Below are 21,044 nucleotides of genomic sequence, written 5' to 3' on the forward strand. Positions count from 1 at the left end.
GAAAACGCTCAATCATTGGCTGCCGATAGTTCACGGCCGCGTTCCGTTGCTGCATGTATCGCTTTTCCCACCAGGGCTTCGAAACCGCCGGCCTGGAAGGTTTCGATGGCGGCTTGGGTAGTGCCGTTGGGTGAAGTGACCCGGCGGCGCAGTTCCGTGGGGGCGGCGTCCGATTCGGTCAGCATGCGCGCCGCACCTAATAGCGTTTGCAGCACCAGGGTGCGTGCGGCTTCGTCCGGCAAGCCTTCTTCCTTGGCCGCGGCTTCCATCGCTTCGGCCAGCAGGAACACGTAGGCGGGGCCGCTGCCAGAAACGGCGGTGACCGTATCCATCATTGCCTCATCCTCGATCCATACGGTTTTACCCGCGCTCGACAGCAAACCTTCGGCGCGCGCGCGGCCGGCGGCGTCCACCTGCGCATTGGCGAATAGACCGGTGACGCCCGCACCCAGCAAGGCAGGCGTGTTGGGCATGCAACGGACCACCGGCAGTTCGCCACCCAGCCATGTCTGCAGTTGCGCGACCGTAATGCCGGCAGCGATCGATACGATCACCGGATGCTGCGCCAGGGCTCGCGTCGACAGCGATTGGCAGACATCGCGCATGACCTGGGGTTTCACCGCGAACAGCCACATGTCGGCGCCATGGACGGCTTCGCTGGTGTCCGCAAAAACCTGTACGCCGAATTCGGCGGCCAAGGAGGCGCGCAACGCTTCCACCGGTTCGGCCACGCGGATCTTTGCGGCGTTCGCGCCACCGGCCACCAATCCGCCGATCAGGCTGCGCGCCATATTGCCGCCGCCGATGAAAGCGATGGGATGGGAAAGCAGGAGGCGGGAAGCGGAAGTCGTGGTCATGTCGTTCTTCGCTATGCAGTAGGAGAGGGTTTTGGAGCGCGTGCGCCAAACAGCGCCGTGCCGATGCGGACCATGGTGGCGCCCTCGGCAATGGCCAGCGGGAAATCGCCGCTCATGCCCATCGACAAGGTGTCGATCTGCGGATGATGCGCCGCCAGTTCGTCGAAAAGCGTCTTCATTCGCCTGAAGGCAGTCCGCTGCTGGCCGGGATCGGCATGAGGCGCCGGAATGGCCATCAGGCCACGCAGTGACAGCCTGGGTTCGGCAGCGATTGCCGCTGCCAGGGCGGATATTTCTTCCGGGCGGCAACCGTGTTTGCTGGCTTCATCGTCGATATTCACCTGAATCAGCACGTTCAGGGGCGGGCAGTCGGCGGCACGATATCTCGACAAGGCCACAACCAATTTGTGACGGTCTACCGTTTGTATCCAGTCGAACACCTCCGCGGCGCTCTCCGCCTTGTTCGATTGCAGGTGTCCAATCAAGTGCCATTCCAGGTTGAGCGCAGCCAGTGCCCGCGCCTTGATTTGGGCTTCCTGCACGTAGTTTTCACCGAAAGCACATTGGCCCACGGCCGCCAAAGCGGCCACCGCTTCGGCCGGTTGCGTCTTGGAGACAGCCAGCAAACGCGGCACTGGCCGATTGGCTGATTTGGCCGTGTTATCAAGACTCTGCAGGGTCTCGCTCAGGGCGTCGGCGAGCATAGGGGTTTAACCGTTGGATATCGTGGCAACAGCGCTATACTGCCTGCCGGGGTTGTATCGTTCCAGTCGCAGCATTTCGGGGAAGCAGCGTTATGGATATCGCCGAGCTCTTGGCGTTTTCGGTTAAGAACAAAGCATCGGACTTGCACTTGTCGGCGGGTCTGCCGCCGATGATTCGCGTGGATGGCGACGTCCGGCGCATCAATATTCCCGCACTGGATCACAAGCAAGTACACGCGCTGGTGTACGACATCATGTCGGACAAGCAGCGGCGCGATTTTGAAGAATTCCTGGAAGTCGACTTTTCGTTCGAGATTCCCAGCCTGGCGCGTTTCCGCGTCAACGCCTTCAATCAGAACCGCGGCGCGGGTGCGGTATTTCGCACCATTCCTTCGGAAGTGCTGACGCTGGAAGACCTGGCGTGTCCGCCGTTGTTCCGGCAGTTGATCGAGCAGCCGCAGGGATTGATCCTGGTCACCGGTCCGACCGGTTCCGGCAAGTCGACCACGTTGGCGGCGATGGTCGACCACATCAACAAGAACGAATACGGGCACATCCTCAGCGTCGAGGATCCCATCGAATTCGTGCACACCTCGCAGAAGTGCCTGATCAACCAGCGCGAAGTGCATCGCGATACGCACGGCTTCAACGAGGCATTGCGCTCGGCATTGCGTGAAGACCCGGACTACATCCTGGTCGGCGAGTTGCGCGACCTGGAAACCATCCGCCTGGCGCTGACCGCCGCGGAAACCGGCCACCTGGTGTTCGCCACCCTGCACACCAGCTCGGCGGCCAAGACCATCGACCGCATCATCGACGTGTTCCCTGCCGGCGAAAAGCCGATGGTCCGTTCGATGCTGTCCGAATCCTTGCGCGCGGTGATCTCACAAGCGCTGCTGAAAAAGGTCGGCGGCGGCCGTACCGCGGCATGGGAAATCATGGTGGGCACCCCCGCCATCCGCAACCTGATCCGCGAAGACAAGGTGGCGCAGATGTATTCGGCCATCCAGACCGGCCAGCAAACCGGCATGATGACCCTCGACCAGCACCTGCAGGACCTGGTGAAGCGCAGCCTGGTCACCCGCCAGCAGGCCAAGGAATACGCCAAGGACAAGCGGTTGTTTGAATAAAGAGGCCAGAGGCCAGAGGTCAGAGACGCGGGACAGCCAACGCGCTATCCCTCGGCTTTTCCCCGGCCCCTGACCTCTGGTCCCCGACCTCTGGAGCACACCATGAGCACCATCGATTTCACCTCCTTCCTCAAGCTGATGGCGCACCAGAAGGCCTCGGACCTGTTCATCACGTCCGGCATGCCGCCATCCATCAAGGTGCACGGCAAGATTTCGCCCATCACGCAGACGCCGCTGACCAGTCAGCAGAGCCGCGACCTGGTGCTGAACGTGATGACGCCGGCGCAGCGCGAGGAGTTCGAAAAGACCCACGAGTGCAACTTCGCCATCGGCGTGGCTGGCGTGGGCCGCTTCCGTGTCAGCTGCTTCTACCAGCGCAACCAGGTGGGCATGGTGCTGCGCCGTATCGAGACGCGCATTCCTACCGTTGAAGAGCTGAACCTGCCGGCGGTCATCAAGACGCTGGCCATGACCAAGCGCGGCATCATCATCTTCGTGGGCGCAACGGGTACCGGCAAGTCGACGTCGCTTGCAGCGATGATCGGCTATCGCAACCAGAATTCCACCGGTCACATCATCACCATCGAAGACCCGATCGAGTTCGTGCACAAGCATGAAGGCTGCATCATCACGCAGCGCGAGGTCGGCATTGACACCGACAGCTGGGATGCTGCGCTGAAGAACACCCTGCGCCAGGCGCCGGACGTGATCATGATCGGCGAGGTGCGTACCCGCGAAGGCATGGACCACGCCATCGCGTTCGCCGAAACCGGCCATTTGGTGCTGTGCACGCTGCACGCCAACAACGCCAACCAAGCAATGGACCGCATCATCAACTTCTTCCCGGAAGATCGGCGCCAGCAATTGCTGATGGACTTGTCCTTGAACATCAAGGGCGTGGTGGCGCAGCAGTTGATTCCGACCCCGGACGGCAAGGGCCGCCGCGTAGCGATGGAAATCATGCTGGGCACACCGCTGATCCAGGACTACATCCGTGACGGCGAGATCCACAAGCTGAAGGAAGTGATGAAGGAGTCCACCAACCTGGGCATGAAGACCTTCGATCAGAGCCTGTTCGAGCTGTATCAAGCCGGCGAGATCAGCTACGAAGACGCACTGCGCCACGCCGACTCGCAGAACGAAGTGCGCCTGCGCATCAAGCTGGCCCAGGGCGGCGACGCCCGCACCCTGGCGCAGGGCCTGGATGGCGTGGAAGTGGCCGAAGTGCGCTGAAGCAGCGGCTGCGCAGGTTCCGTTCTACCAAAACCCACCAGCGTCTAAGCGCACTTGTAGGAGCGACGTGAGTCGCGATGAAGCCTTCCGAGGAAAGCCCCATCGCGACTCACGTCGCTCCTACACATCCAGCGGCTTTCGGCACCTGCGATACCATTCGCGCCATGGATGCACCCGTACGCGATTCGATACATGAACCCGCTGCGCAACTGCGTGCTTGGTTGGCGGCGTTCGAGCGAGTGTTCGTACTGACCGGTGCAGGGTGCAGTACGGCTTCCGGGATTCCGGATTACCGGGACACGAGTGGCGAATGGAAGCGGCCGCCGCCGGTGACTTATCAGGCATTCGTCGGCGATCCAGCCATGCGCGCCCGCTATTGGGCCCGCAGCCTGGCGGGCTGGCCGCGCGTCGCGGAGGCAACGCCCAACGCGGCGCATATGGCTTTGGCGCAGTGGAAAGCAGCAGGGCGGCTTTCCATGTTGGTGACGCAGAATGTCGATGGTTTGCATCAGCGCGCTGGCAGCGATGCCGTCATCGATCTGCATGGGCGATTGGATGAAGTCGTGTGTCTGGCTTGCTCCGCAAGGCAGTCGCGGGACGATCTGCAACGACAGTTGCAGGATGCCAATCCCGAGTGGGCCGGAATGGAAGCGACGAGTGCGCCGGATGGCGATGCCGATTTGGAAGGCTATGACTTCAGCCGTTTCCGAGTTCCGGATTGCCGCCTATGCGGCGGACTACTGAAACCGGACGTGGTGTTCTTCGGTGAGAACGTGCCGCGGATTCGCTATGAAACGGCGCGCGCGGCGCTGGAGAATTCCGACGCGGTGCTGGTGGTGGGCTCATCACTGATGGTCTATTCCGGTTTCCGCTTCGTACGCTTGGCGCATGAAACCGGCAAACCGATAGCGCTGCTGAATCGCGGACATACCCGCGCCGATGCCATGGCTGATCTGAAGCTGGATGCCGATTGCGTGGAGACACTGCCGCGCGCGTTGATCGTCCAGGAAGCGCTGGATATTCCGATAGCCGCCAACAACCCGTAGGAGCGGCGTCTCGCCGCGAGCTCTTGCCTTCGTAGCCGTAATTATCGCGGTGGAGACATGAAGAGCTCGCGGCGGGGCGCCGCTCCTACATTGCGGTGAGGTAGCGTTTCAGCTTTCCAGTTGCTCCCGCAAACGGATCGCGTCGAACGGTGCATGCACTTTGGCGTCGTTGTCGAAGTAGCAATACAGGTCGCGCGATTTCCGCCGTGGTGGCGCCAGATCGCTGAACTTCTGCGCGTCGCCCGGTTCACTGCCGGAAGTCCACCGGCTGATGCGGTCGGCCCACCGGTCCAGCGCGGTCTCGGAGTAGCCGCTGACGTACAGCTCCTTGTCGCCATGCAGCCGCAGGTACATGAAATCCGCGGTGACGTCCTCTGCGTAGGGAAAGCGCCCCGCGCTATCCGCCACCACCAGTGCTATCCGATGCCGGCGGAGCAGCCGGATGAATGGTGTGTGGGCGAAGCTGGGGTGGCGGATTTCGACCGCGTGACGCAACGGAAGCGAGTCGCCCGTCGGCAAGGCCGTGCGTCCTTTCATGCGCGAGCGCTCACGGCGCCGGGCAAGCGCGAGGGCACTGTCGGTATCCCTGGGCAGCACATTGAAAAATGCTTCGAAGAGCGCCTCGTCGAACTGCAGACTGGGAGGAAATTGCCATAGCAGCGGTCCCAGCTTGGGGCCAAGTTGCAGTACGCCGGAGGCGAAGAAGTTCGCCAATGGTTTCTCTATTTCACGCAGGCGCAGCACATGCGTGATGTAGCGCGGGCCTTTCACGGAGAAGACGAAATCCTCCGGTGTCTCATCGTGCCAGCGCGCCCAGCTGGTGGGCGTTTGCAGGGAATAGAACGAGCCATTGATTTCGATGCTGGAAAAAGTGCGCGACGCGTATTCCAGTTCGCGCCGTTGCGCGAGATCGGCGGGATAGAAAACCCCTCGCCACGGCGTATAGCGCCAGCCCGAAATGCCGATTCGGATAGCCATTCCCGGAGTTTGAGGCGGGTGATGGCGAAGGCGGGTGAAGGCTGCTTTCCAGTGCCGAAGATCTGGATGTAGGAGCGCCGTTTCGGCGCGAGCTGTTCGCTTCTATCGCGATGGGACGGGAAGAGCTCGCGGCGGGACGCCGCTCCTACCGGTTTGGCCCGTTGCCGATGTCGACTCCCAAGGCGTTCCCCGCTGGGTGAGCGTCCGGTAGACCGGACAGCCCGGCTGATGCGCACCCGGCAGGTAGCCCAGGCTCATCAGGAATTCGCCGGTGATCTCGCCACCGGTAAAGCGGAATGTCTTTTTGAACAACTTGATCCACTCCGGCTTGTCCCGCGGGTGATGAGCGTCCAGCCATTGCGCGAATCCGCCATGGGAGGCGCGTAGGCCCTGGATCACCTGTGCGTTGTGGATAGCGGCGTCGACTTTCAGCCGATTGCGGATGATGCCCGGATCGGCCAGCAAGCGTGTCCGATCCGGTTCACCGTACACCGCCACGGTGTCCACATCAAAGCCGCCGTAGGCCCGGCGGAAGCCCTCGCGCTTTTTCAGGATGGTCTCCCAACTCAGCCCCGCCTGGTTGATTTCCAGCAGCAGGCGCTCGAACAGAACGGCTTCCTCGCGCTGGGGAAACCCATATTCCTGGTCGTGGTAGGGCCCATGAACGGCATGGCCTGGGGCAAAATCGCAGTAGCTTGGCATGGGGCTAGAATAACCCCATGTCAGAAGCCATTTCCGCCTTGGCCAACCAACTGCTGATCGCCTCGCCGGCGTTGGAGGACCCGCATTTCGCTCGCAGTGTGGCGTTGATTTGCCAGCATGACGACGAAGGCGCGATGGGCGTGGTGGTCAACCGTCCTTCCGAGTACAAGCTGGGCGAGGTGCTGCAGCAGATGAACCTGGACACCCAGGACGCCACGCTGCGCGAGCAGATCGTGCTGAGCGGCGGGCCGGTGCATCCGGAGCGCGGCTTTGTGCTGCACGACGATGCCCGCGCCTGGGAATCCACGTTGGAAGTGGCGACCGGGCTGTACCTGACCACCTCGCGCGACATTCTGGAAGCCATGGCCGGCGGCACGGGACCGGCGCATGCCATCGTCGCCCTGGGCTGCGCGGGCTGGGGTGCGGGGCAGTTGGAGTACGAGTTGGGCGAAAACGGCTGGTTGACCGCGCCGGCCGACGCCGAATTGTTATTCGCGGTTCCGCTGGAGAAGCGCTGGCAAACTGCCGGTAGCCGCATTGGTGTGGATATGACTCGGCTCACGGACTATAGCGGCCACGCATGAAAAGCTGTCCGCAAAGCCATGGCGTCTCTGACCCTGGCCCCGTCGGCAGCAGTGCTGCGCTCTTCGGCTATGGGAGGAGCTCATGAAACTGGATGGTACGGTCCTGGGTTTCGATGTCGGCGCGCGCCGCATCGGAGTGGCGGTAGGCAGCGCGTTTGGCGTGGGCGCACGCGCGCTGGCGGTGATCGATGTGCATGCGCATGGCCCCGACTGGGCGGCCATCGACAAGCTCTATGCGGAGTGGCGCCCGGACGGCTTGGTGGTGGGTGATCCGATGACGCTGGATGGCGGTGACCAGCCTATCCGCAAACGCGCCCATGCTTTCGCCAGAGAACTACACACCCGCTACCAATTACCGGTGGTGCTGGTGGATGAGCGAGCCAGTTCCATCGAAGCGGCGCAACGGTTCGCGTTGGATCGCTCCGAAGGCCGCAAGCGCCGGCGTGATGCGGCGGCCCTGGATGCGGTGGCGGCGGCGGTGATCATCGAAAGGTGGCTGGCGGCGCCTAACGATGCAATGAAGGTGGTTTAGTGCGTGTGTGGGCTTGGGATGGATCACCTTCCCGCTACCAAGTCCATAATACGTGCCGGTTCCATTCCTCTTTACCCGGCCTGGCTTCCAGCGGAAGTGCGGCTATGCGACGCGACGGTTAGCACATGACCCCACAAATTGATTCGGATGGACGCTTGCGGCACCTGCTGACCTTGGATGGTTTGCCTAAAGAGATGATCTGCCGGATGCTCGACCGGGCTGGCCAGATTCGCGACACCGCCTTGGGCCGAACCCAGCGTCGCCACTCCTTGGACGGCACCACCATCTGCACGTTGTTCTTCGAACCTTCCACGCGCACGCGCAGTTCCTTCCATATCGCCGCCCAGCGGCTGGGCGCGGATGTACTGAACGTCGATGCCTCGACCTCATCCACCCGCAAGGGCGAAACCGCGCGCGATACGCTGCGCAATCTGGAAGCGATGGGCGTACGCGGCTTTGTGGTCCGCCATGCCGAGGATGGTGCCGTGGCGACGTTGGCCGGGGAAGCGGGCGAGGGCACCACGTTGGTCAATGCCGGCGACGGCACCAGTGCGCATCCCACCCAGGGTTTGTTGGACGCGTTGACGCTGCGCCAAGCCAAGGGCGCCGATTTCTCCAAGCTGAAAGTGCTGATCGTCGGTGACGTCAAGCACTCGCGGGTGGCGCGCTCGGACCTGCACGCGCTGCGCGCGCTGGGCACCGGCGAAATCCGTGTATGTGGACCGAGTGCACTGCTGCCCGACGACGCCACGCTGGCAGGTTGCACGATCGGCAACGATTTCGATGCGATGCTGGAAGGCGTGGATGCGGTGATGATGCTGCGACTGCAACGTGAACGCATGGAAGAAGGCCTGGTCTCCTCGCTGGAGGATTATCACCGTCAGTACGGCCTGTCCGCGCAGCGATTGTCGCGTGCCGCCAAGGATGCGGTGGTGCTGCATCCAGGTCCGATCAATCGCGGCGTGGAAATCACCGACGAAGTTGCTGATGGCCCACAGTCGTTGGTGCTACGCCAAGTGAGCAACGGCGTCGCCATCCGCATGGCGGTATTGGAGATGTTGTTGGGGTAAGCCCCTATGTTCAATGTTCTTGTAGGAGAGGTCCTGGCCAGTAGGAGCGGCGTCTCGCCGCGAGCTCTTCCCGTCAGATCGCGATAACAGCGAAGAGCTCGCGCCGGGACGGCGCTCCTACACGATCGCGTTATGGGTCTGGATCTTGCGGAAACCGCTGCAACGCTTCTTCGACGATCGCCAACTGCTGCCGCGCTTCCTCGTTACCCTCAGCAGCCGCTTGCCGTACTTGCTCCAGCGACGGATGCGACACGATCAACAGCAGGTTGGCGCACTGCGGGCAGGCGTAGTCGGTGACTTCATCGTGCAACTCCATCGCCATGTACCTGCTGTCGCCTTGCCAGCCGCAGACGCAATCGAGCGGGCGGTCGCGCCATCCGGGCGCGAAGTAGTCATGGACGATTTCAGCCATGGCGCGGCTCAGTCGCGGCGCTGCGCGAACAGCCACGTCCACAGCTCGGGCGACCCGTAGGCAGAATCCCAGGCGTTATGGCTCGCATCAGGAAACTCGGTGTAGCGCACATCGGCGCCGGCAGCCTTCATGGCGGCATACATTCGGCGGGATTGAGTGGGCGGCACCACGTCATCCTTCGCGCCATGAAACAACCAGGTCGGGATATGGCGTAGCTGTTGCGCGGCGTCGGTGAAGGGATCGGCGTGCGATGCGACGCTGGAAACTTCCAGGTCGTCCAGATCGGGTCGCGTGCCAGGCGGGGTGATACCGCCACATACCGGCGCCAACGCAGCGAACCGTTGCGGCTGCAACGTCGCGAGCTCAAAGGTGCCATAGCCGCCTCGCGACATGCCGGTCAGATAAATCCGATCAGGATCACCGCCGAATTCGCTGGTAGCCGCATCCAGTGCCGCGAAAGCCATTTGCGCGACATCGCCGTCCCATGAGCGGCCGTCCGGCGATTGCGGAAATACGACGATCGCGGGAAAGTCGTCGGCATGAGTCCGCAAGTATGGGCCTAGACCCGCTTGCGTCTGCTTTTCGCCATCGCTGCCGCGCTCGCCGGAGCCATGCAGGAACAGAACAACGGGCGTCTTGCCTTCGACCAATCGGGAAGGGACGAAGACCTGATACCGATAGGTCTGCCCATCCAGCGTCAGCTCACGCGGAAGAAAGCGGCCACCAGAAGCCTCGTTGACGCTGGCGCACGCTGTCATGAGCAACGCCAGCGCAATGAGGAATGAAGGGATTCGTAGTGCACGGAGAGACCTGGTCATTGCGGCATTATGCGGCGCGGAAAGCTGGGTGGCGAACGTGGGGCGTTTTGCCTTTGTAGGAGCGCCGTCCCGGCGCGAGCTTTTCCTGTCAGGTCGCGATAAAAGCAAAGAGCTCGCGGCGAGACGCCGCTCCTACAAGAGCAGCGGAGCCGCTAATGCAGCAAAAATACCGTCGCCAATCCCAGGAAGGTGAAGAAGCCCATCACGTCCGTCACGGTGGTCAGGAAAATGCCGCTGGCCAACGCGGGATCGAAGCCGAAGCGCTTGAGTGTCAGTGGGATCAGTACACCCGCGGACGCGGCCAACAGCAGGTTGATGGTGAGTGCCGTGGCGATGACCAGCGACAACTGCGGATCACCGTGCCATGCCCAGACTACCAATCCAAGTACGAGCCCAAGGGCCAATCCGTTGAGCATCGCGATGCGGATTTCTTTCCACAGCAGGGTATTGAAGTTGGACGCGCCGACCTGGCCTAGCGCCAGCCCGCGTACCATCAACGCTAGCACCTGGGTGCCGGCGTTGCCGCCCATGCCGGCCACGATCGGCATCAGCGCGGCAAGCGCCACGATGCTGTGGATGGTGTCTTCAAAGCGATCCACCACGCCAGCGGCCAGGAATGCCGTACCCAGATTGATGGTCAGCCAGATCAGGCGACGACGCCAGGCGCGTGGCACCGGAGAAAACAGATCTTCATCCTCGTCCAGACCGGCCGCGCTCAGCGCCTGGTGCTCGGCCTGCTCGCGAATGATGTCGACCACGTCATCGATGGTGATGCGGCCCAGCAGGATGTTGTTGTCGTCCACCACCGGCGCGGAAATCCAGTCGTGGTCGGAGAACTGGCGCGCGACTTCCTGCGCGGATTCCTCCACGCCAATGGCGGGCTGTTGGTCGTCGATCAGGCGATTGATCGGGGTGGTATCTTCGTGCGTGACAAGCGAAGCCAGCGATACTCGGCCCAGGTACTGGTGGCGCCGGCTGACCACGAACAGATGATCGGTATGGTCGGGCAGCTCGCCGCGCAGGCGCAGGTAACGCAGCACTACGTCGACATTGACGTCGGCGCGGACCGTCACCACGTCCGGATTCATCAAGCGGCCGGCGGTGTCCTCCGGGTACGACAGCACCTGCTCCAGCCGTTCGCGGTTCTCGCGATCCATCGACTTGAGCACTTCGTCGATGACGGTATCGGGCAAGTCCTCGACCAGGTCGGCAAGGTCATCGATATCCAGGTCTTCGACCGCGGCGATGATTTCGTCCGGGTCCATGTCGGCCAACAGGCTTTCGCGGACTTCTTCGCCCACGTGCACCAGCACTTCGCCGTCGTCCTCGGCATCCACCAGGCCCCACACGATCTGGCGCTTGGCAGGAGGCAGGGATTCCAACAGGTTGCCGATCTCGGCCGGCGCCAAGGTGTTGACCAGCCGGCGCACGGGACCCAGCCGGCCGCTGTCCAAAGCGTCGGAAAGCAGACGCAGTTGACGTGCGGTCTTGTCATGGCGGACGGCTTCGGCCATACGGCGCTCCGAAACGGGGGCCCATCCGCAAGACGGATGCGCCGTGGCATCAAGTGTTCATCAGCGCATTATCGCCTGCTGGCGGAAATATGGACACCCCGCGTTTTGTCGCTCCTACAATGAAAAGCTCAGGCGACGGCTGACTTCAACCAGCGCTCGATGCCGGCGCGGTCGCGTGCTTGCAGCAGTAGTTTCGCGCGGCCCAGCAGTTTGGATAGATCGCTTTCACGGATGACTCGCCGTAGTTCCAGCAACGTCGCGGGATGCAGACTGAATTCGGTCAGGCCAAGCGCCAACAATATTGGCGCCAGACGCGGATCGCCGGCCATTTCGCCGCATACCGCGACCGGTATCTTGTATTCGGTGGCGGTGCTGATCACATACCGCAACAGGCGCAGCACGCCCGGATGCAGCGGTGAATACAATTCGCCCAAGGCTTCATTGTTGCGATCCGCGGCCAGCAGATATTGCACCAGATCGTTGGTGCCGATGGACAGGAAGTCGACCAGATCGATAAAGCCGTGCAGCGCGATGGCGGCCGCCGGTACTTCGATCATGGCACCCAGAGGCAGGTGTTCGGCCAACGCATGGCCACCTTCCTTTTGCAATTGAGCGACCACGCGCTTCAGACGGCGACGCACCGCCAGGATCTCCTCGCGGCTGCTGACCATGGGTACCAGAATGCGCACGGGCCCATAGCTGGAAGCGCGGGCGATGGCGCGCAGCTGAGTATCGAATACACCATCGCGGGCCAGCGACAAACGCACCCCGCGCAGACCCAGCGCCGGATTGTCTTCGTTGCTCAGTGTCAGCCCGGTCCGGTCAGCTTTATCGGCACCCAGATCCAGCGTGCGGATAGTCACCGGCCTTCCACTCATCCCCAGCACCATGTCGCGATAGGTGCGGAACTGCTCTTCTTCATCCGGCAGTTCGTTGCGCTGCAGGAACAGGAACTCGGTGCGATACAGGCCGACGCCGGCGGCGCCGAAGGCATGCGCCTTGGCTACGTCGTCCAAAGATTCGGCATTGGCATACAACGCGATGTCGACGCCATCCTTGGTGCGGGTCGGCTTGGTGCGCAGGCGGCCAAGTTCGCGCTGCTCCTTGGCGGCCTCGCGCAGGCGAGCGCGGTATTCCTGCAAGTCCGCGGGAAGGGGATTGACGACGACTTCACCGGTGCTGCCATCGACGATCAGCACATCGCCATCATTGATGCGTTGCAGTGCCTGCACCGTTCCCACCGCCAGCGGCAGGTGCAGGCTGCGCGCCAGAATGGCGCTGTGCGAAAGCGTGCTGCCGGCGGAAGTGACGATCGCCACCACGCCGTGCGATTGCAGTTGCGCCAGTTCCGACGGCGCCACGTTGTCGCTGACCAGGATTTCGCCGGCGACACCGTGAGTGTCGACGGCGCGCTTCTGCAGATGCGCATGGATGCGGCCGATCACATGGTCCAGATCGTCCATGCGGCTTTTCAGATAGGCATCGTCCATGCCATCGAATACGGCCGCCAAACGGTCGCGCTGCAGACGCAATGCGTAATCGGCGGAGTAGCGGCCCGTACGAATCAGTTCGTCCAGGCCAAGCAGCAATTCGGGGTCGTCGAGCAGCAATGCATGCAAATCAAGGAACTCGCCGACCTCCTTGGCCAACGCACCGTGCAGACGTGCGCGCAGGCCATGCATCTCGTCGCGGGTCGCTGCTACCGCCTCATGCAGGCGTTCCAGTTCGCCGGAAACTTCCTGGGCGGAGATGCGTTGCTCGGCTACATCCAATGCATGCGGCAGCCGGACCCGGGCACGTCCGAGCGCACTGCCGCGCGACGCTCCATGGCCGACCAACAGCAAACGCATCAGGTGTCCTCGTCGAATCGACGCTCGAATAGCGAGACGATGTCATCCATGGCTTCGGTTTCTTTTTCGCCGTCGACTTTCACGATCACGGGCGTACCTTGGCCCGCGGCCAGCAACATGACGCCCATGATGCTCTTCGCGTTGACCTCGCGACCCTTCGCCGCCAACGTCACGTTGCAGCGGGGATACTTGGCCACCGCCTGCACCAGCTTGGCGGTGGCGCGGGCATGCAGCCCCAGGCGGTTGGAAATAATGAGTTCGCGTTCAAGCATCGTCGTGAATGACTCCATTGCGTGCGCCGGTAGCGGCGGTGACCGGCAGATCGTCCAATCCCTGTTCCGAGTAGTTCATGATCCGCAGCAGCATGGGCAGACTGAGCGCCGAGACTCGCCTTACCGGCGTGCCCAGCCGGGCCAGCTGTCCCGCCAGATTACTGGGACTGGCGCCGTACAAATCGGTCAACACCAGTACCCCATCGCCTCCGTCGACCCGGCGCAAGGCGGCCGACGCCTGCGGTAGCAGTGCATCCAGGTCGGCGTCGAATGGAACTTCGAACGCCTCCGTCTTCAGGGGCAACTGCCGCAGCAATCGCGTCGCGACGGCAAGAATCGACTCGCCGACGCCGGGGTGAGTTATCAGGAGAATGCCACAGGCCATGGCGAAACGTTAACAGACCGGGATGACAGCCTGGAAGCACCATCACCAGAATGTGGTGTTGCCCAACGGAAGCCGGCGTAGGAGCGCCGTCCCCGGCGGTAGGAGCGGCGTCTCGCCGCGAGCTCTTCCCTCAGCGCCCGCCAAAAAAGCTCGCGGCGAGACACCGCTCCTACAGCTCCTCGTGTCTGCCGGCTTTCGCTCAATCCAGTTCGCGATGGAACGTGGCCACTTCTTCCCAGCCCAGACTGCGGGCGTGCCGGGCCAGCGTTTCGGCCAGGTACACGGACCGATGCTTGCCGCCGGTGCAGCCGAACGCGATGGTCACGTAGCTACGGGTTTCGCCACGCAGGCGCGGCAGCCAGGTATCCAGGAAGTGGCTGACCTGGCCGACGTATTCGACCACTTCGGGCTGGCCTTCCAAATATTCACGCACTTTCGGGTCGCGGCCGGAGTAGGGGCGCAGGTCTGGATTCCAATGCGGATTGGGCAGTACGCGGGCGTCGAAAACAAAATCGGCATCGGCTGGTACGCCTCGCTTGTAGGCGAACGATTCGAACAGCAACGACAACGACGTACCTTTGTTGAACGCGAACTCGGCGATGATGCGGCGCCGTAGCTGGTGCACGTTCAAATTGCTGGTGTCGATGATCACGTCGGCTTCGCCGAGCAGCGGTTCGACGATCTCGCGTTCGCGCCGGATGGCGTCCTGCAGCGACAGGCCGCCATGGCCTAGCGGGTGGCGGCGGCGGGTGTCGGAGTAACGGCGCAGCAGCACTTCGTCGCTGGCGTCGAAGAAAATAAGTTTGCCTTCCAGTCCCAGTTGCGCCAGCGCCGCGCGCCACTGCGCCAACTTGGTCAAATCGCTGTGGCGGCTGCGCACGTCGATGCCCACCGCGATTTTCTGCGGCAACACGTCATCGCGCATCAGGCTGCGGACGAACGACGGCAGTAGCTCGACCGGCAGATTGTCGATGCAGTAATAGTCCAGGTCCTCGAAAGTCTTCAAAGCGACCGACTTGCCGGAACCCGACAGGCCGCTGACGATGACAACCGTGGGAGAAGACGCTTCCGCAGCAGCGGTGTTGTCTTCGCCTGTCTCACCGATCTCGTGCATCTCGCCCGTCATCGTGTGCTCTGTTCCAGCAGGTTGCTATGTCGGGCGACGAACATGGCGGCAGGGTCGATACCTTTCGTGCGAAGAATGTGCAACCGGGTGGCGGCCTCGGTCAACACGGCCAAGTTGCGGCCGGGCATGACCGGGAGCGTGATCAGCGGTACGTCCAGGTCCAGAACATGGCGCGTGCCGCTGTCGCCGGTCAGGCGCTCATAGCCATACGGATTGGGTTCGGTCATCGGGCGCGTCAGGTGGACGATAAGGCGCAGGTACTTATTCTTCTTCACCGCGGTGTCGCCAAACATCTCGCGCACGTTCAGCACGCCCAGGCCGCGCACTTCCAGCAGGTCCTGCAGCAGTTCCGGGCAGGTGCCATCCAGCACGTCCGGTGCGATCTGGGTGAACTCCGGCGCATCGTCCGCCACCAGCCTGTGGCCACGGCTCAGCAACTCCAACGCCAGCTCGCTCTTGCCGGAACCGGCTTCGCCGGTGATCAGCACGCCTATCGAATAGATCTCCATGAATACGCCATGCAGCGTCACCCGAGGCGCCAGTGTGCGCGCCAAGTGATAAGACAAATGATTGAGCAGTTCATGGCCGCGCTTGGGCGACACCCATAACGGTGTGTCGGACTCATTGGCTGCTTCGCGCAGGTCCTCGGGGCATTGCTGGTTCTTGCTGATCACCAGCGCCAGTGGCCGGAACTGGACGATTTTTTCGATGGTTTCCCAGCGTTGGCGGGAGTCCAGCGAATCCAGCCAGCTGAGTTCCTCGGTACCCAGGATCTGTACTTTGTTGGGGTAGACCGCATTCAGATAACCGGCCATGGAGGGGCGGCGCGCAACGGTGTGGCCGGCTTCCAGTACGCGGTTCTCGCCTTTTTGCCCTGCCAACCAGCGCAGAGCCAGCTTTTCTTTCTGCTGGTCGAACAACTCGCGAGCGGTGATGCTGGTATTCATGCGATCTGATTCGAATGGAAAGGGCCGGGCGAGCCGCGCCAACGGCGCTTGATGCGGCACCGCTGGAACCTTGGGGATGGCATCCGCCGGTCCCAGCGATAACGCCGGTACCGACGAGTGTAATGCGACGGAACCGCCATCGCGAACCCGCATGCGGGGGCGAGCTGAAAATCACCAGGGCCATTTCTACGCCCTCCCGCTTTGAGGGCGAAGACCCATCCTTGCGCCAGAAACGAGATGGAGTGGCATCGCCGCGATGATCCGCGAAAGGTCGAGCTCGCGACGAGCGCGCCGCCTCCATCTCTATGCAGCGTCCACGAATCCGGGCGCGCGCCTACGGCGAGCGGTTTGGACAGAGGGAGTGGCGGGGTTTGGCAGTGTCGTCAGTCGGCGTTTTCGCCGCGCGGACTGCGTTGCAGGTCGGTCTTTTTCTTCTTGTGCTTCAGCAGGAGACGGTCGAGTTTGTCTGCCAGCGCATCGATGGCGGCATACATGTTTTGCGCATCGGCGTCGGCATGCAGGGGAGGGCGACCTACCACCGAGAGGGTGGCTTCGGCCACGTAGTCGGGCTTGCGGGTACTGAGTTGCGTACGGACTTCGAAGTGTTGATCAAAGTGGCGTTCCAGCCGCTTCAGTTTGGTCTCAACGTACTCACGTAGGGCGGGAGTGACTTCGATTTCATGGCCGTAAGTCTCGATACGCATCGTGATATCTCCTTCTTGGTCTGGTAAGCCGCACGCAGTGTGCGGGTAGCGTGTCGTAGTGAAGACAACGCGAAAGGTCTCTGGGTTCCTGCGATCTCCTGGTAAATGAAGGGAAGTTAGGACTAGTGGCTGTAACGCTATTGGGTAACCAATAGGCCTTGCGATAAAGATGGGCTTGAATGGGCCAACTATCAACCGGTAAATCCCAATTCTTTGGTCGAACCCACGCTTTATGCTTTGGGCATTCCAAAACCGTTAAACGGCGTTGGAAACGTAGTGGATATGGGATGAGGCGTGTGGCTTGCTAGCTGATGCGAACCCGCTCGTGCGAAGACAGGATGTTCATCGCCTCGCGGTATTTGGCGACGGTGCGCCGCGCCACCGGTACACCCGAGGCTTTCAGCAGTTCGGCCAATTTGGCGTCGGACAGCGGCTTGCGCGGATTTTCGTTTTCCACCAGCCGCCGGATCATGGCCTGGATGGCGGTGCTGGATGCTTCGCCGCCACCGTCGGTATCGATGCCGGAAGCGAAAAACGCTCGCAGCGGCAGTGTTCCACGCGGGGTGCGTACATATTTCCGGGCGATGGCGCGTGAAACTGTGGATTCGTGGAGGCCTACTTCATGGGCTACTTCGCGCAATGTCAGCGGGCGCAGGGCTTGCTCGCCAAATTCCAGGAAGCCAGATTGTTCCCGCAATAGGCAGCGGGTCACTTTCAGCAGTGTTTCGCCGCGTGCCTCAAGACTTTTCAGCAGCCAGCGCGCTTCCTGAAGATGGCCGCGCAGGTAGCCGGCATCGCTTTCGCCGCATTGCCGGATCATCTGTTCATAGCCGCGATGAATGGTGATCTTGGGCAGGGTATTGCCTGCCAGCGCGGCACGCCAGATGCCGCGTTGGCGCCAGATCACGCAGTCCGGCACCACGTAGGTGTCATGGCTCAACTCGCCAATCTGGGCACCCGGTTTCGGGTCCAGGCCGCGCAGCAGGCGAACCGCTTCTTCTACGGCGTTCACCGGCCGCTTAAGCTCGCTGGCCAAGCCGCTCACGCCACTTTTCGGCAACCGTTCCAGGGCGCTGTCGGCGATCAGCAGCGCCAACTCCTTTCCGGGAGTGTCGTCACTGAGTACCGCCAGTTGCAGGTGCAGGCATTCGCTTAGCGTACGAGCGCCCACGCCGACGGGGTCGAATCGCTGCAGCTGATGCAGTACCACCAGGATTTCGTCTTCGTCGACCTGCAGATCGGGCTTCATCGCGTCGGCGATGCTGCTCAGGGGCTCGCGCAGATAACCGTCATCGTCCAGCGCATCGATCAGCGCCGCGCCGATCCGGCGATCTTGCACGGACAGATGGGAGAGGTGCAGCTGCCATAGCAGATGGTCGTGGAGGGTGTCCGGTTCCACCATGCGCTCGGCGGCGCTGCCTTCTTCGTCGTCATCAAAGGAGCCGCCGCCGCTCGCCCCGGCCCATGGACCGTCGTCAGGCGACCAGTCATCACCCGGTCCGCCTTCCCCTTCTTGTTCCGGGGCGCTTCGTTCTTCGGGGGGCGTGTCGGCGGAAGGAGGCGCGTCATCGCTCATGCTGCCGCTGTCTTCTGCCCAATCCAGCAGCGGATTGCTCTCGACTGCCTCGGTCAGTTCGACTTCCAGTTCCGCCGTGGACATCTGCAGCAGCCGGATGGCCTGACGCAACTGTGGCGTCATGACCAATTGCTGTCCCAGCGATGTTTGCAGGCGTGGTTTCATTCCTGACCCATGAAGCGCGATGGACCGGCCGTAGCCGGCCGGGTCGCGGATCAGAGGCGGAAAGCTTCGCCCAGATAGACGCGACGAACGTCCGGATTGGCCAGCAACGCATCCGGCGCCCCCTGCGCCAGTACCGTTCCGGCATTGAGGATATACGCCCTGTCGCAGATTCCCAAGGTCTCGCGCACATTGTGATCAGTGATCAGAACGCCAATGCCGCGATTCTTGAGGTGTTTGACGATGCGCTGGATTTCGCCGACCGAAATCGGGTCCACGCCGGCGAATGGTTCGTCCAGCAGCATGAGGCGCGGCTTGGCTGCTAGCGCGCGGGCGATCTCACAGCGGCGACGTTCGCCACCGGACAGACTGGCGCCGAGCTGGTCGGCGACATGGCTGATTTGCAGCTCGTCCAGCAAGGACGCCAGTTCGCGCTCAATGCCGGCAGCGTCCAGATCCTCGCGCAATTCCAGCACCAGCCGGATATTGTCCGAGACCGAGAGCTTGCGGAATACCGAGGGTTCCTGCGGCAGGTAGCCCACGCCCAGTTTGGCGCGTTTATACATGGGCTCGCTGGTGATGTCGCGGCCGTCCAGTTCGATCTTGCCGGCGTCCGCGGCCACCAGGCCGACGATCATGTAGAAGCAGGTGGTCTTGCCGGCACCGTTGGGGCCCAGCAGGCCGACCACTTCGCCGGCATCCAGCGTCAGGCCGAAATCGGCGACGACTTCGCGTTGTCGATAGCGTTTGCGCAGACCTTGGGCGGTCAGCATCAGTTCTTGCCCTGCGCCGATTTGGGCTGGATGACGGTACGCACACGGGTGCCGTCGCCGCCGCTCTCCATGTTGCCGCTCTTGGTGTTGTAAACCATCTTCTGGCCGCTGTTGGAACCGCGCGGGGATTTCATCGTGTAGTTGCCGATGAAGGTGATGGTCTCGGATTTTATGTCGTATTCGACGCGATCAGCCGTCGCGTCCATCCAGCTGCCATCATCCATCTGCTGTTTCAATTTGACTTGCTTGCCGGTGAAAACGGCGCGGGAAATCTCACCGTCATCCAGGTAGATCTCACCGGTATTCGAACGGATTTCCAGCGAGCCCTGAGTGACGATCACGCCCTGTGACAGTACCGTCTTGCTACTGCCTTCGAACGAGCCGGACTGATGGCCTGAATCGATGTTCATTGGCTGATTGCGATCGGTGGACTTGGCCAGCACCAGCCCGGATACGAGCAGCAGCGACAGCAATGCGGCGCCAGCAGGCAGATTAGGGTTCATAAATAGATTTGACCTGCGACTTGAACTCGTATTCCTTCGTCTTGAGATTGGTCTCAAAACCGCGACCGGTGAGTATAGAGCCCGGTTGGGTGATGGTCACCGTATCATCGGACGCTGCGACGTTCTTGTTGGGGAAAACATTCAGCCGCTGGGTCTGGAACACCGTCGGCTGTGCCGCACCTTCCGGGCTGGTGCCGCGAACATCGCCGGTCAGGCGCAGTTCTTCGCCCTTGGCGCTCATCCAGCCTTCCTGGGAGCGCATCTGCCAGTACTTCCCCTGCTCGTCGGGCAGCAGGAACAGCGGGGTAGTGATGTCGAAGGTCTGATCTTTCGGATTTCGGTGCATCTCCGGCGAACGCAGCGTCAAAGCCTCTTTGCCTTGCCGGTCGAGGGCGATCATCTCGAAGTCCTTCATGATGTAGTCGGAGCGATCCGCCGAAACGCGCGCTGGCGGCGGGATGTCGCGGTTGCGCCAGGCCGACCAGCCGCTCAGGACCGCGGCGACCAGCAAGACCAAACCCAGTGTCATCCGCCAACTCATCCTGCGTCCTCCAACAACCCTTCCACATGGCCTTGCGCCGCCAGTAGTAGATCGCAGGCTTCTCGCGCGGCACCTTCGCCACCGCGCGCCTGTGTCTGCCAATGCGCCTGTTGCGAGGTCCATGGATGGGCGTTGGCAGGCGCTATCGCCAAGCCAACGACCTTGAAGCAGGACAGATCCGGCAGGTCATCGCCCATGAAGGCCACCGCATCCAGCCCGATGCTCATTTCGCCGCAGAGCTCCCGCACCTTGGCCAATTTGTCCTTTACGCCGACATGGACCTCCACTCCCAACTCGTTGCCGCGCCGTTCCGCGACCGTGCCACCGCGGGCCGTAATGAACACCACCCGCACACCTGCGCGGCGTAGCGAAGCCAAGCCCAGGCCATCCTGCACGTGGAAGGCTTTCAGTTCGCGACCCTCACTGTCGAAGTACAGCCGCCCGTCGGTGAGGGTGCCGTCTACGTCAAAGCACGCCAGCCGGATGCGGGAAGCACGGGCAATCAGATCGGCGTCGACGGCGTGCAGGTGAGAGATGGGCATTGAGTAGGTGAGCAGTGGGTAATGGGAGTTCGGCTTCTTCTCCCCCTTCGTGAAAGGGGGGTCAAGAAAGATTTGCTTACGTT

At 62.2% G+C, this 21,044-nt stretch carries 24 protein-coding genes; 6 read left to right on the forward strand and 18 right to left on the reverse strand.

All coding sequences use genetic code 11. The features are described from left to right. Positions 1 to 8: 8 nt before the first annotated feature. Both proC and AB6O04_RS01055 read right to left on the reverse strand, forming a co-directional pair. Positions 9 to 857, reverse strand: a complete 849-nt coding sequence (proC, locus tag AB6O04_RS01050) for a pyrroline-5-carboxylate reductase (protein WP_368561760.1) — start codon at positions 855 to 857, stop codon at positions 9 to 11. Positions 858 to 868: 11 nt separating this feature from the next. After that, entirely contained in the window at positions 869 to 1,561 is a 693-nt protein-coding gene (locus AB6O04_RS01055; RefSeq protein ID WP_368561761.1) for a YggS family pyridoxal phosphate-dependent enzyme, read from the reverse strand. A gap of 92 nt (positions 1,562 to 1,653) precedes the next feature. Between AB6O04_RS01055 and AB6O04_RS01060 the strand changes: the two genes are divergently transcribed. From AB6O04_RS01060 to AB6O04_RS01070, 3 genes are all read left to right on the forward strand, one after another. After that, the gene (locus tag AB6O04_RS01060; protein ID WP_368561762.1) at positions 1,654 to 2,691 is read left to right on the forward strand and encodes a type IV pilus twitching motility protein PilT; all 1,038 of its coding nucleotides are present in this window, start codon (positions 1,654 to 1,656) and stop codon (positions 2,689 to 2,691) included. A 102-nt stretch (positions 2,692 to 2,793) separates the two neighbouring features. Then, positions 2,794 to 3,924 (forward strand): PilT/PilU family type 4a pilus ATPase, encoded by a 1,131-nt coding sequence (locus AB6O04_RS01065; RefSeq protein WP_368561763.1) that lies wholly within the window; start codon positions 2,794 to 2,796, stop codon positions 3,922 to 3,924. Between the two features lie 164 nt (positions 3,925 to 4,088). Next, the gene (locus AB6O04_RS01070) at positions 4,089 to 4,970 is read left to right on the forward strand and encodes an NAD-dependent protein deacetylase (RefSeq protein ID WP_368561901.1); all 882 of its coding nucleotides are present in this window, start codon (positions 4,089 to 4,091) and stop codon (positions 4,968 to 4,970) included. Between the two features lie 108 nt (positions 4,971 to 5,078). Here AB6O04_RS01070 and AB6O04_RS01075 read toward each other — a convergent pair whose 3' ends face one another. Then, on the reverse strand, positions 5,079 to 5,948 hold the full coding sequence (locus AB6O04_RS01075) for a DUF72 domain-containing protein (protein WP_368561764.1): 870 nt from the start codon (positions 5,946 to 5,948) through the stop codon (positions 5,079 to 5,081). Between the two features lie 102 nt (positions 5,949 to 6,050). After that, entirely contained in the window at positions 6,051 to 6,650 is a 600-nt protein-coding gene (locus AB6O04_RS01080) for a DNA-3-methyladenine glycosylase I (RefSeq protein WP_368561765.1), read from the reverse strand. 17 nt (positions 6,651 to 6,667) lie between these two features. On the opposite strand from AB6O04_RS01080, the gene AB6O04_RS01085 reads away from it, so the two are divergent. The 3 genes from AB6O04_RS01085 (at position 6,668) to AB6O04_RS01095 (ending at position 8,836) form a co-directional block, all read left to right on the forward strand. Then, a complete protein-coding gene (locus AB6O04_RS01085) occupies positions 6,668 to 7,234 on the forward strand; it encodes a YqgE/AlgH family protein (RefSeq protein WP_368561766.1) in 567 nt (188 codons plus the stop codon). A gap of 82 nt (positions 7,235 to 7,316) precedes the next feature. Then, entirely contained in the window at positions 7,317 to 7,766 is a 450-nt protein-coding gene (gene ruvX / locus AB6O04_RS01090; protein ID WP_368561767.1) for a Holliday junction resolvase RuvX, read from the forward strand. A 125-nt stretch (positions 7,767 to 7,891) separates the two neighbouring features. Further along, positions 7,892 to 8,836, forward strand: a complete 945-nt coding sequence (locus tag AB6O04_RS01095) for an aspartate carbamoyltransferase catalytic subunit (RefSeq protein WP_368561768.1) — start codon at positions 7,892 to 7,894, stop codon at positions 8,834 to 8,836. Positions 8,837 to 8,966: 130 nt separating this feature from the next. On the opposite strand, the gene AB6O04_RS01100 is transcribed toward AB6O04_RS01095, so the two are convergent. The 14 genes from AB6O04_RS01100 to AB6O04_RS01165 all read right to left on the reverse strand — a co-directional run bounded on the left by AB6O04_RS01100 (position 8,967) and on the right by AB6O04_RS01165 (position 20,961). Next, on the reverse strand, positions 8,967 to 9,248 hold the full coding sequence (locus AB6O04_RS01100; RefSeq protein ID WP_368561769.1) for a hypothetical protein: 282 nt from the start codon (positions 9,246 to 9,248) through the stop codon (positions 8,967 to 8,969). 8 nt (positions 9,249 to 9,256) lie between these two features. After that, a complete protein-coding gene (locus tag AB6O04_RS01105) occupies positions 9,257 to 10,066 on the reverse strand; it encodes a prolyl oligopeptidase family serine peptidase (RefSeq protein ID WP_368561770.1) in 810 nt (269 codons plus the stop codon). Positions 10,067 to 10,218: 152 nt separating this feature from the next. Continuing rightward, a complete protein-coding gene (mgtE, locus tag AB6O04_RS01110) occupies positions 10,219 to 11,580 on the reverse strand; it encodes a magnesium transporter (RefSeq protein WP_368561771.1) in 1,362 nt (453 codons plus the stop codon). A gap of 128 nt (positions 11,581 to 11,708) precedes the next feature. Then, positions 11,709 to 13,430 (reverse strand): phosphoenolpyruvate--protein phosphotransferase, encoded by a 1,722-nt coding sequence (gene ptsP, locus AB6O04_RS01115; RefSeq protein WP_368561772.1) that lies wholly within the window; start codon positions 13,428 to 13,430, stop codon positions 11,709 to 11,711. Next, positions 13,430 to 13,702, reverse strand: a complete 273-nt coding sequence (locus AB6O04_RS01120; RefSeq protein ID WP_368561773.1) for an HPr family phosphocarrier protein — start codon at positions 13,700 to 13,702, stop codon at positions 13,430 to 13,432. The genes ptsP and AB6O04_RS01120 overlap by 1 nt, the downstream gene beginning before the upstream one ends. Continuing rightward, a complete protein-coding gene (locus AB6O04_RS01125; RefSeq protein ID WP_368561774.1) occupies positions 13,695 to 14,087 on the reverse strand; it encodes a PTS sugar transporter subunit IIA in 393 nt (130 codons plus the stop codon). Before AB6O04_RS01125 ends, AB6O04_RS01120 begins: the two co-directional genes overlap by 8 nt. A gap of 199 nt (positions 14,088 to 14,286) precedes the next feature. Then, positions 14,287 to 15,201, reverse strand: coding sequence for an RNase adapter RapZ (rapZ, locus tag AB6O04_RS01130; RefSeq protein WP_368561902.1), 915 nt, complete (start codon positions 15,199 to 15,201; stop codon positions 14,287 to 14,289). 8 nt (positions 15,202 to 15,209) lie between these two features. After that, the gene (gene hprK, locus AB6O04_RS01135) at positions 15,210 to 16,160 is read right to left on the reverse strand and encodes an HPr(Ser) kinase/phosphatase (RefSeq protein ID WP_337342456.1); all 951 of its coding nucleotides are present in this window, start codon (positions 16,158 to 16,160) and stop codon (positions 15,210 to 15,212) included. 383 nt (positions 16,161 to 16,543) lie between these two features. Next, complete coding sequence (raiA, locus tag AB6O04_RS01140; RefSeq protein WP_368561776.1) at positions 16,544 to 16,864, reverse strand: ribosome-associated translation inhibitor RaiA; 321 nt, start codon at positions 16,862 to 16,864, stop codon at positions 16,544 to 16,546. Between the two features lie 304 nt (positions 16,865 to 17,168). Beyond that, complete coding sequence (locus tag AB6O04_RS01145; protein ID WP_368561777.1) at positions 17,169 to 18,605, reverse strand: RNA polymerase factor sigma-54; 1,437 nt, start codon at positions 18,603 to 18,605, stop codon at positions 17,169 to 17,171. 50 nt (positions 18,606 to 18,655) lie between these two features. Next, on the reverse strand, positions 18,656 to 19,375 hold the full coding sequence (gene lptB, locus AB6O04_RS01150; RefSeq protein WP_368561778.1) for an LPS export ABC transporter ATP-binding protein: 720 nt from the start codon (positions 19,373 to 19,375) through the stop codon (positions 18,656 to 18,658). Further along, positions 19,375 to 19,878: a lipopolysaccharide transport periplasmic protein LptA gene (gene lptA / locus AB6O04_RS01155; RefSeq protein WP_337342452.1), complete on the reverse strand. Its 504-nt coding sequence runs from the start codon at positions 19,876 to 19,878 to the stop codon at positions 19,375 to 19,377. Before lptA ends, lptB begins: the two co-directional genes overlap by 1 nt. Further along, positions 19,868 to 20,419: an LPS export ABC transporter periplasmic protein LptC gene (gene lptC, locus AB6O04_RS01160; protein ID WP_368561779.1), complete on the reverse strand. Its 552-nt coding sequence runs from the start codon at positions 20,417 to 20,419 to the stop codon at positions 19,868 to 19,870. The genes lptA and lptC overlap by 11 nt, the downstream gene beginning before the upstream one ends. Then, on the reverse strand, positions 20,416 to 20,961 hold the full coding sequence (locus AB6O04_RS01165) for a KdsC family phosphatase (protein ID WP_368561780.1): 546 nt from the start codon (positions 20,959 to 20,961) through the stop codon (positions 20,416 to 20,418). The genes lptC and AB6O04_RS01165 overlap by 4 nt, the downstream gene beginning before the upstream one ends. Between the last annotated feature and the right edge of the window lie 83 nt (positions 20,962 to 21,044).

The organism is Pseudoxanthomonas sp. UTMC 1351, assembly GCF_040948865.1.
Taxonomy (GTDB): domain Bacteria; phylum Pseudomonadota; class Gammaproteobacteria; order Xanthomonadales; family Xanthomonadaceae; genus Pseudoxanthomonas_A.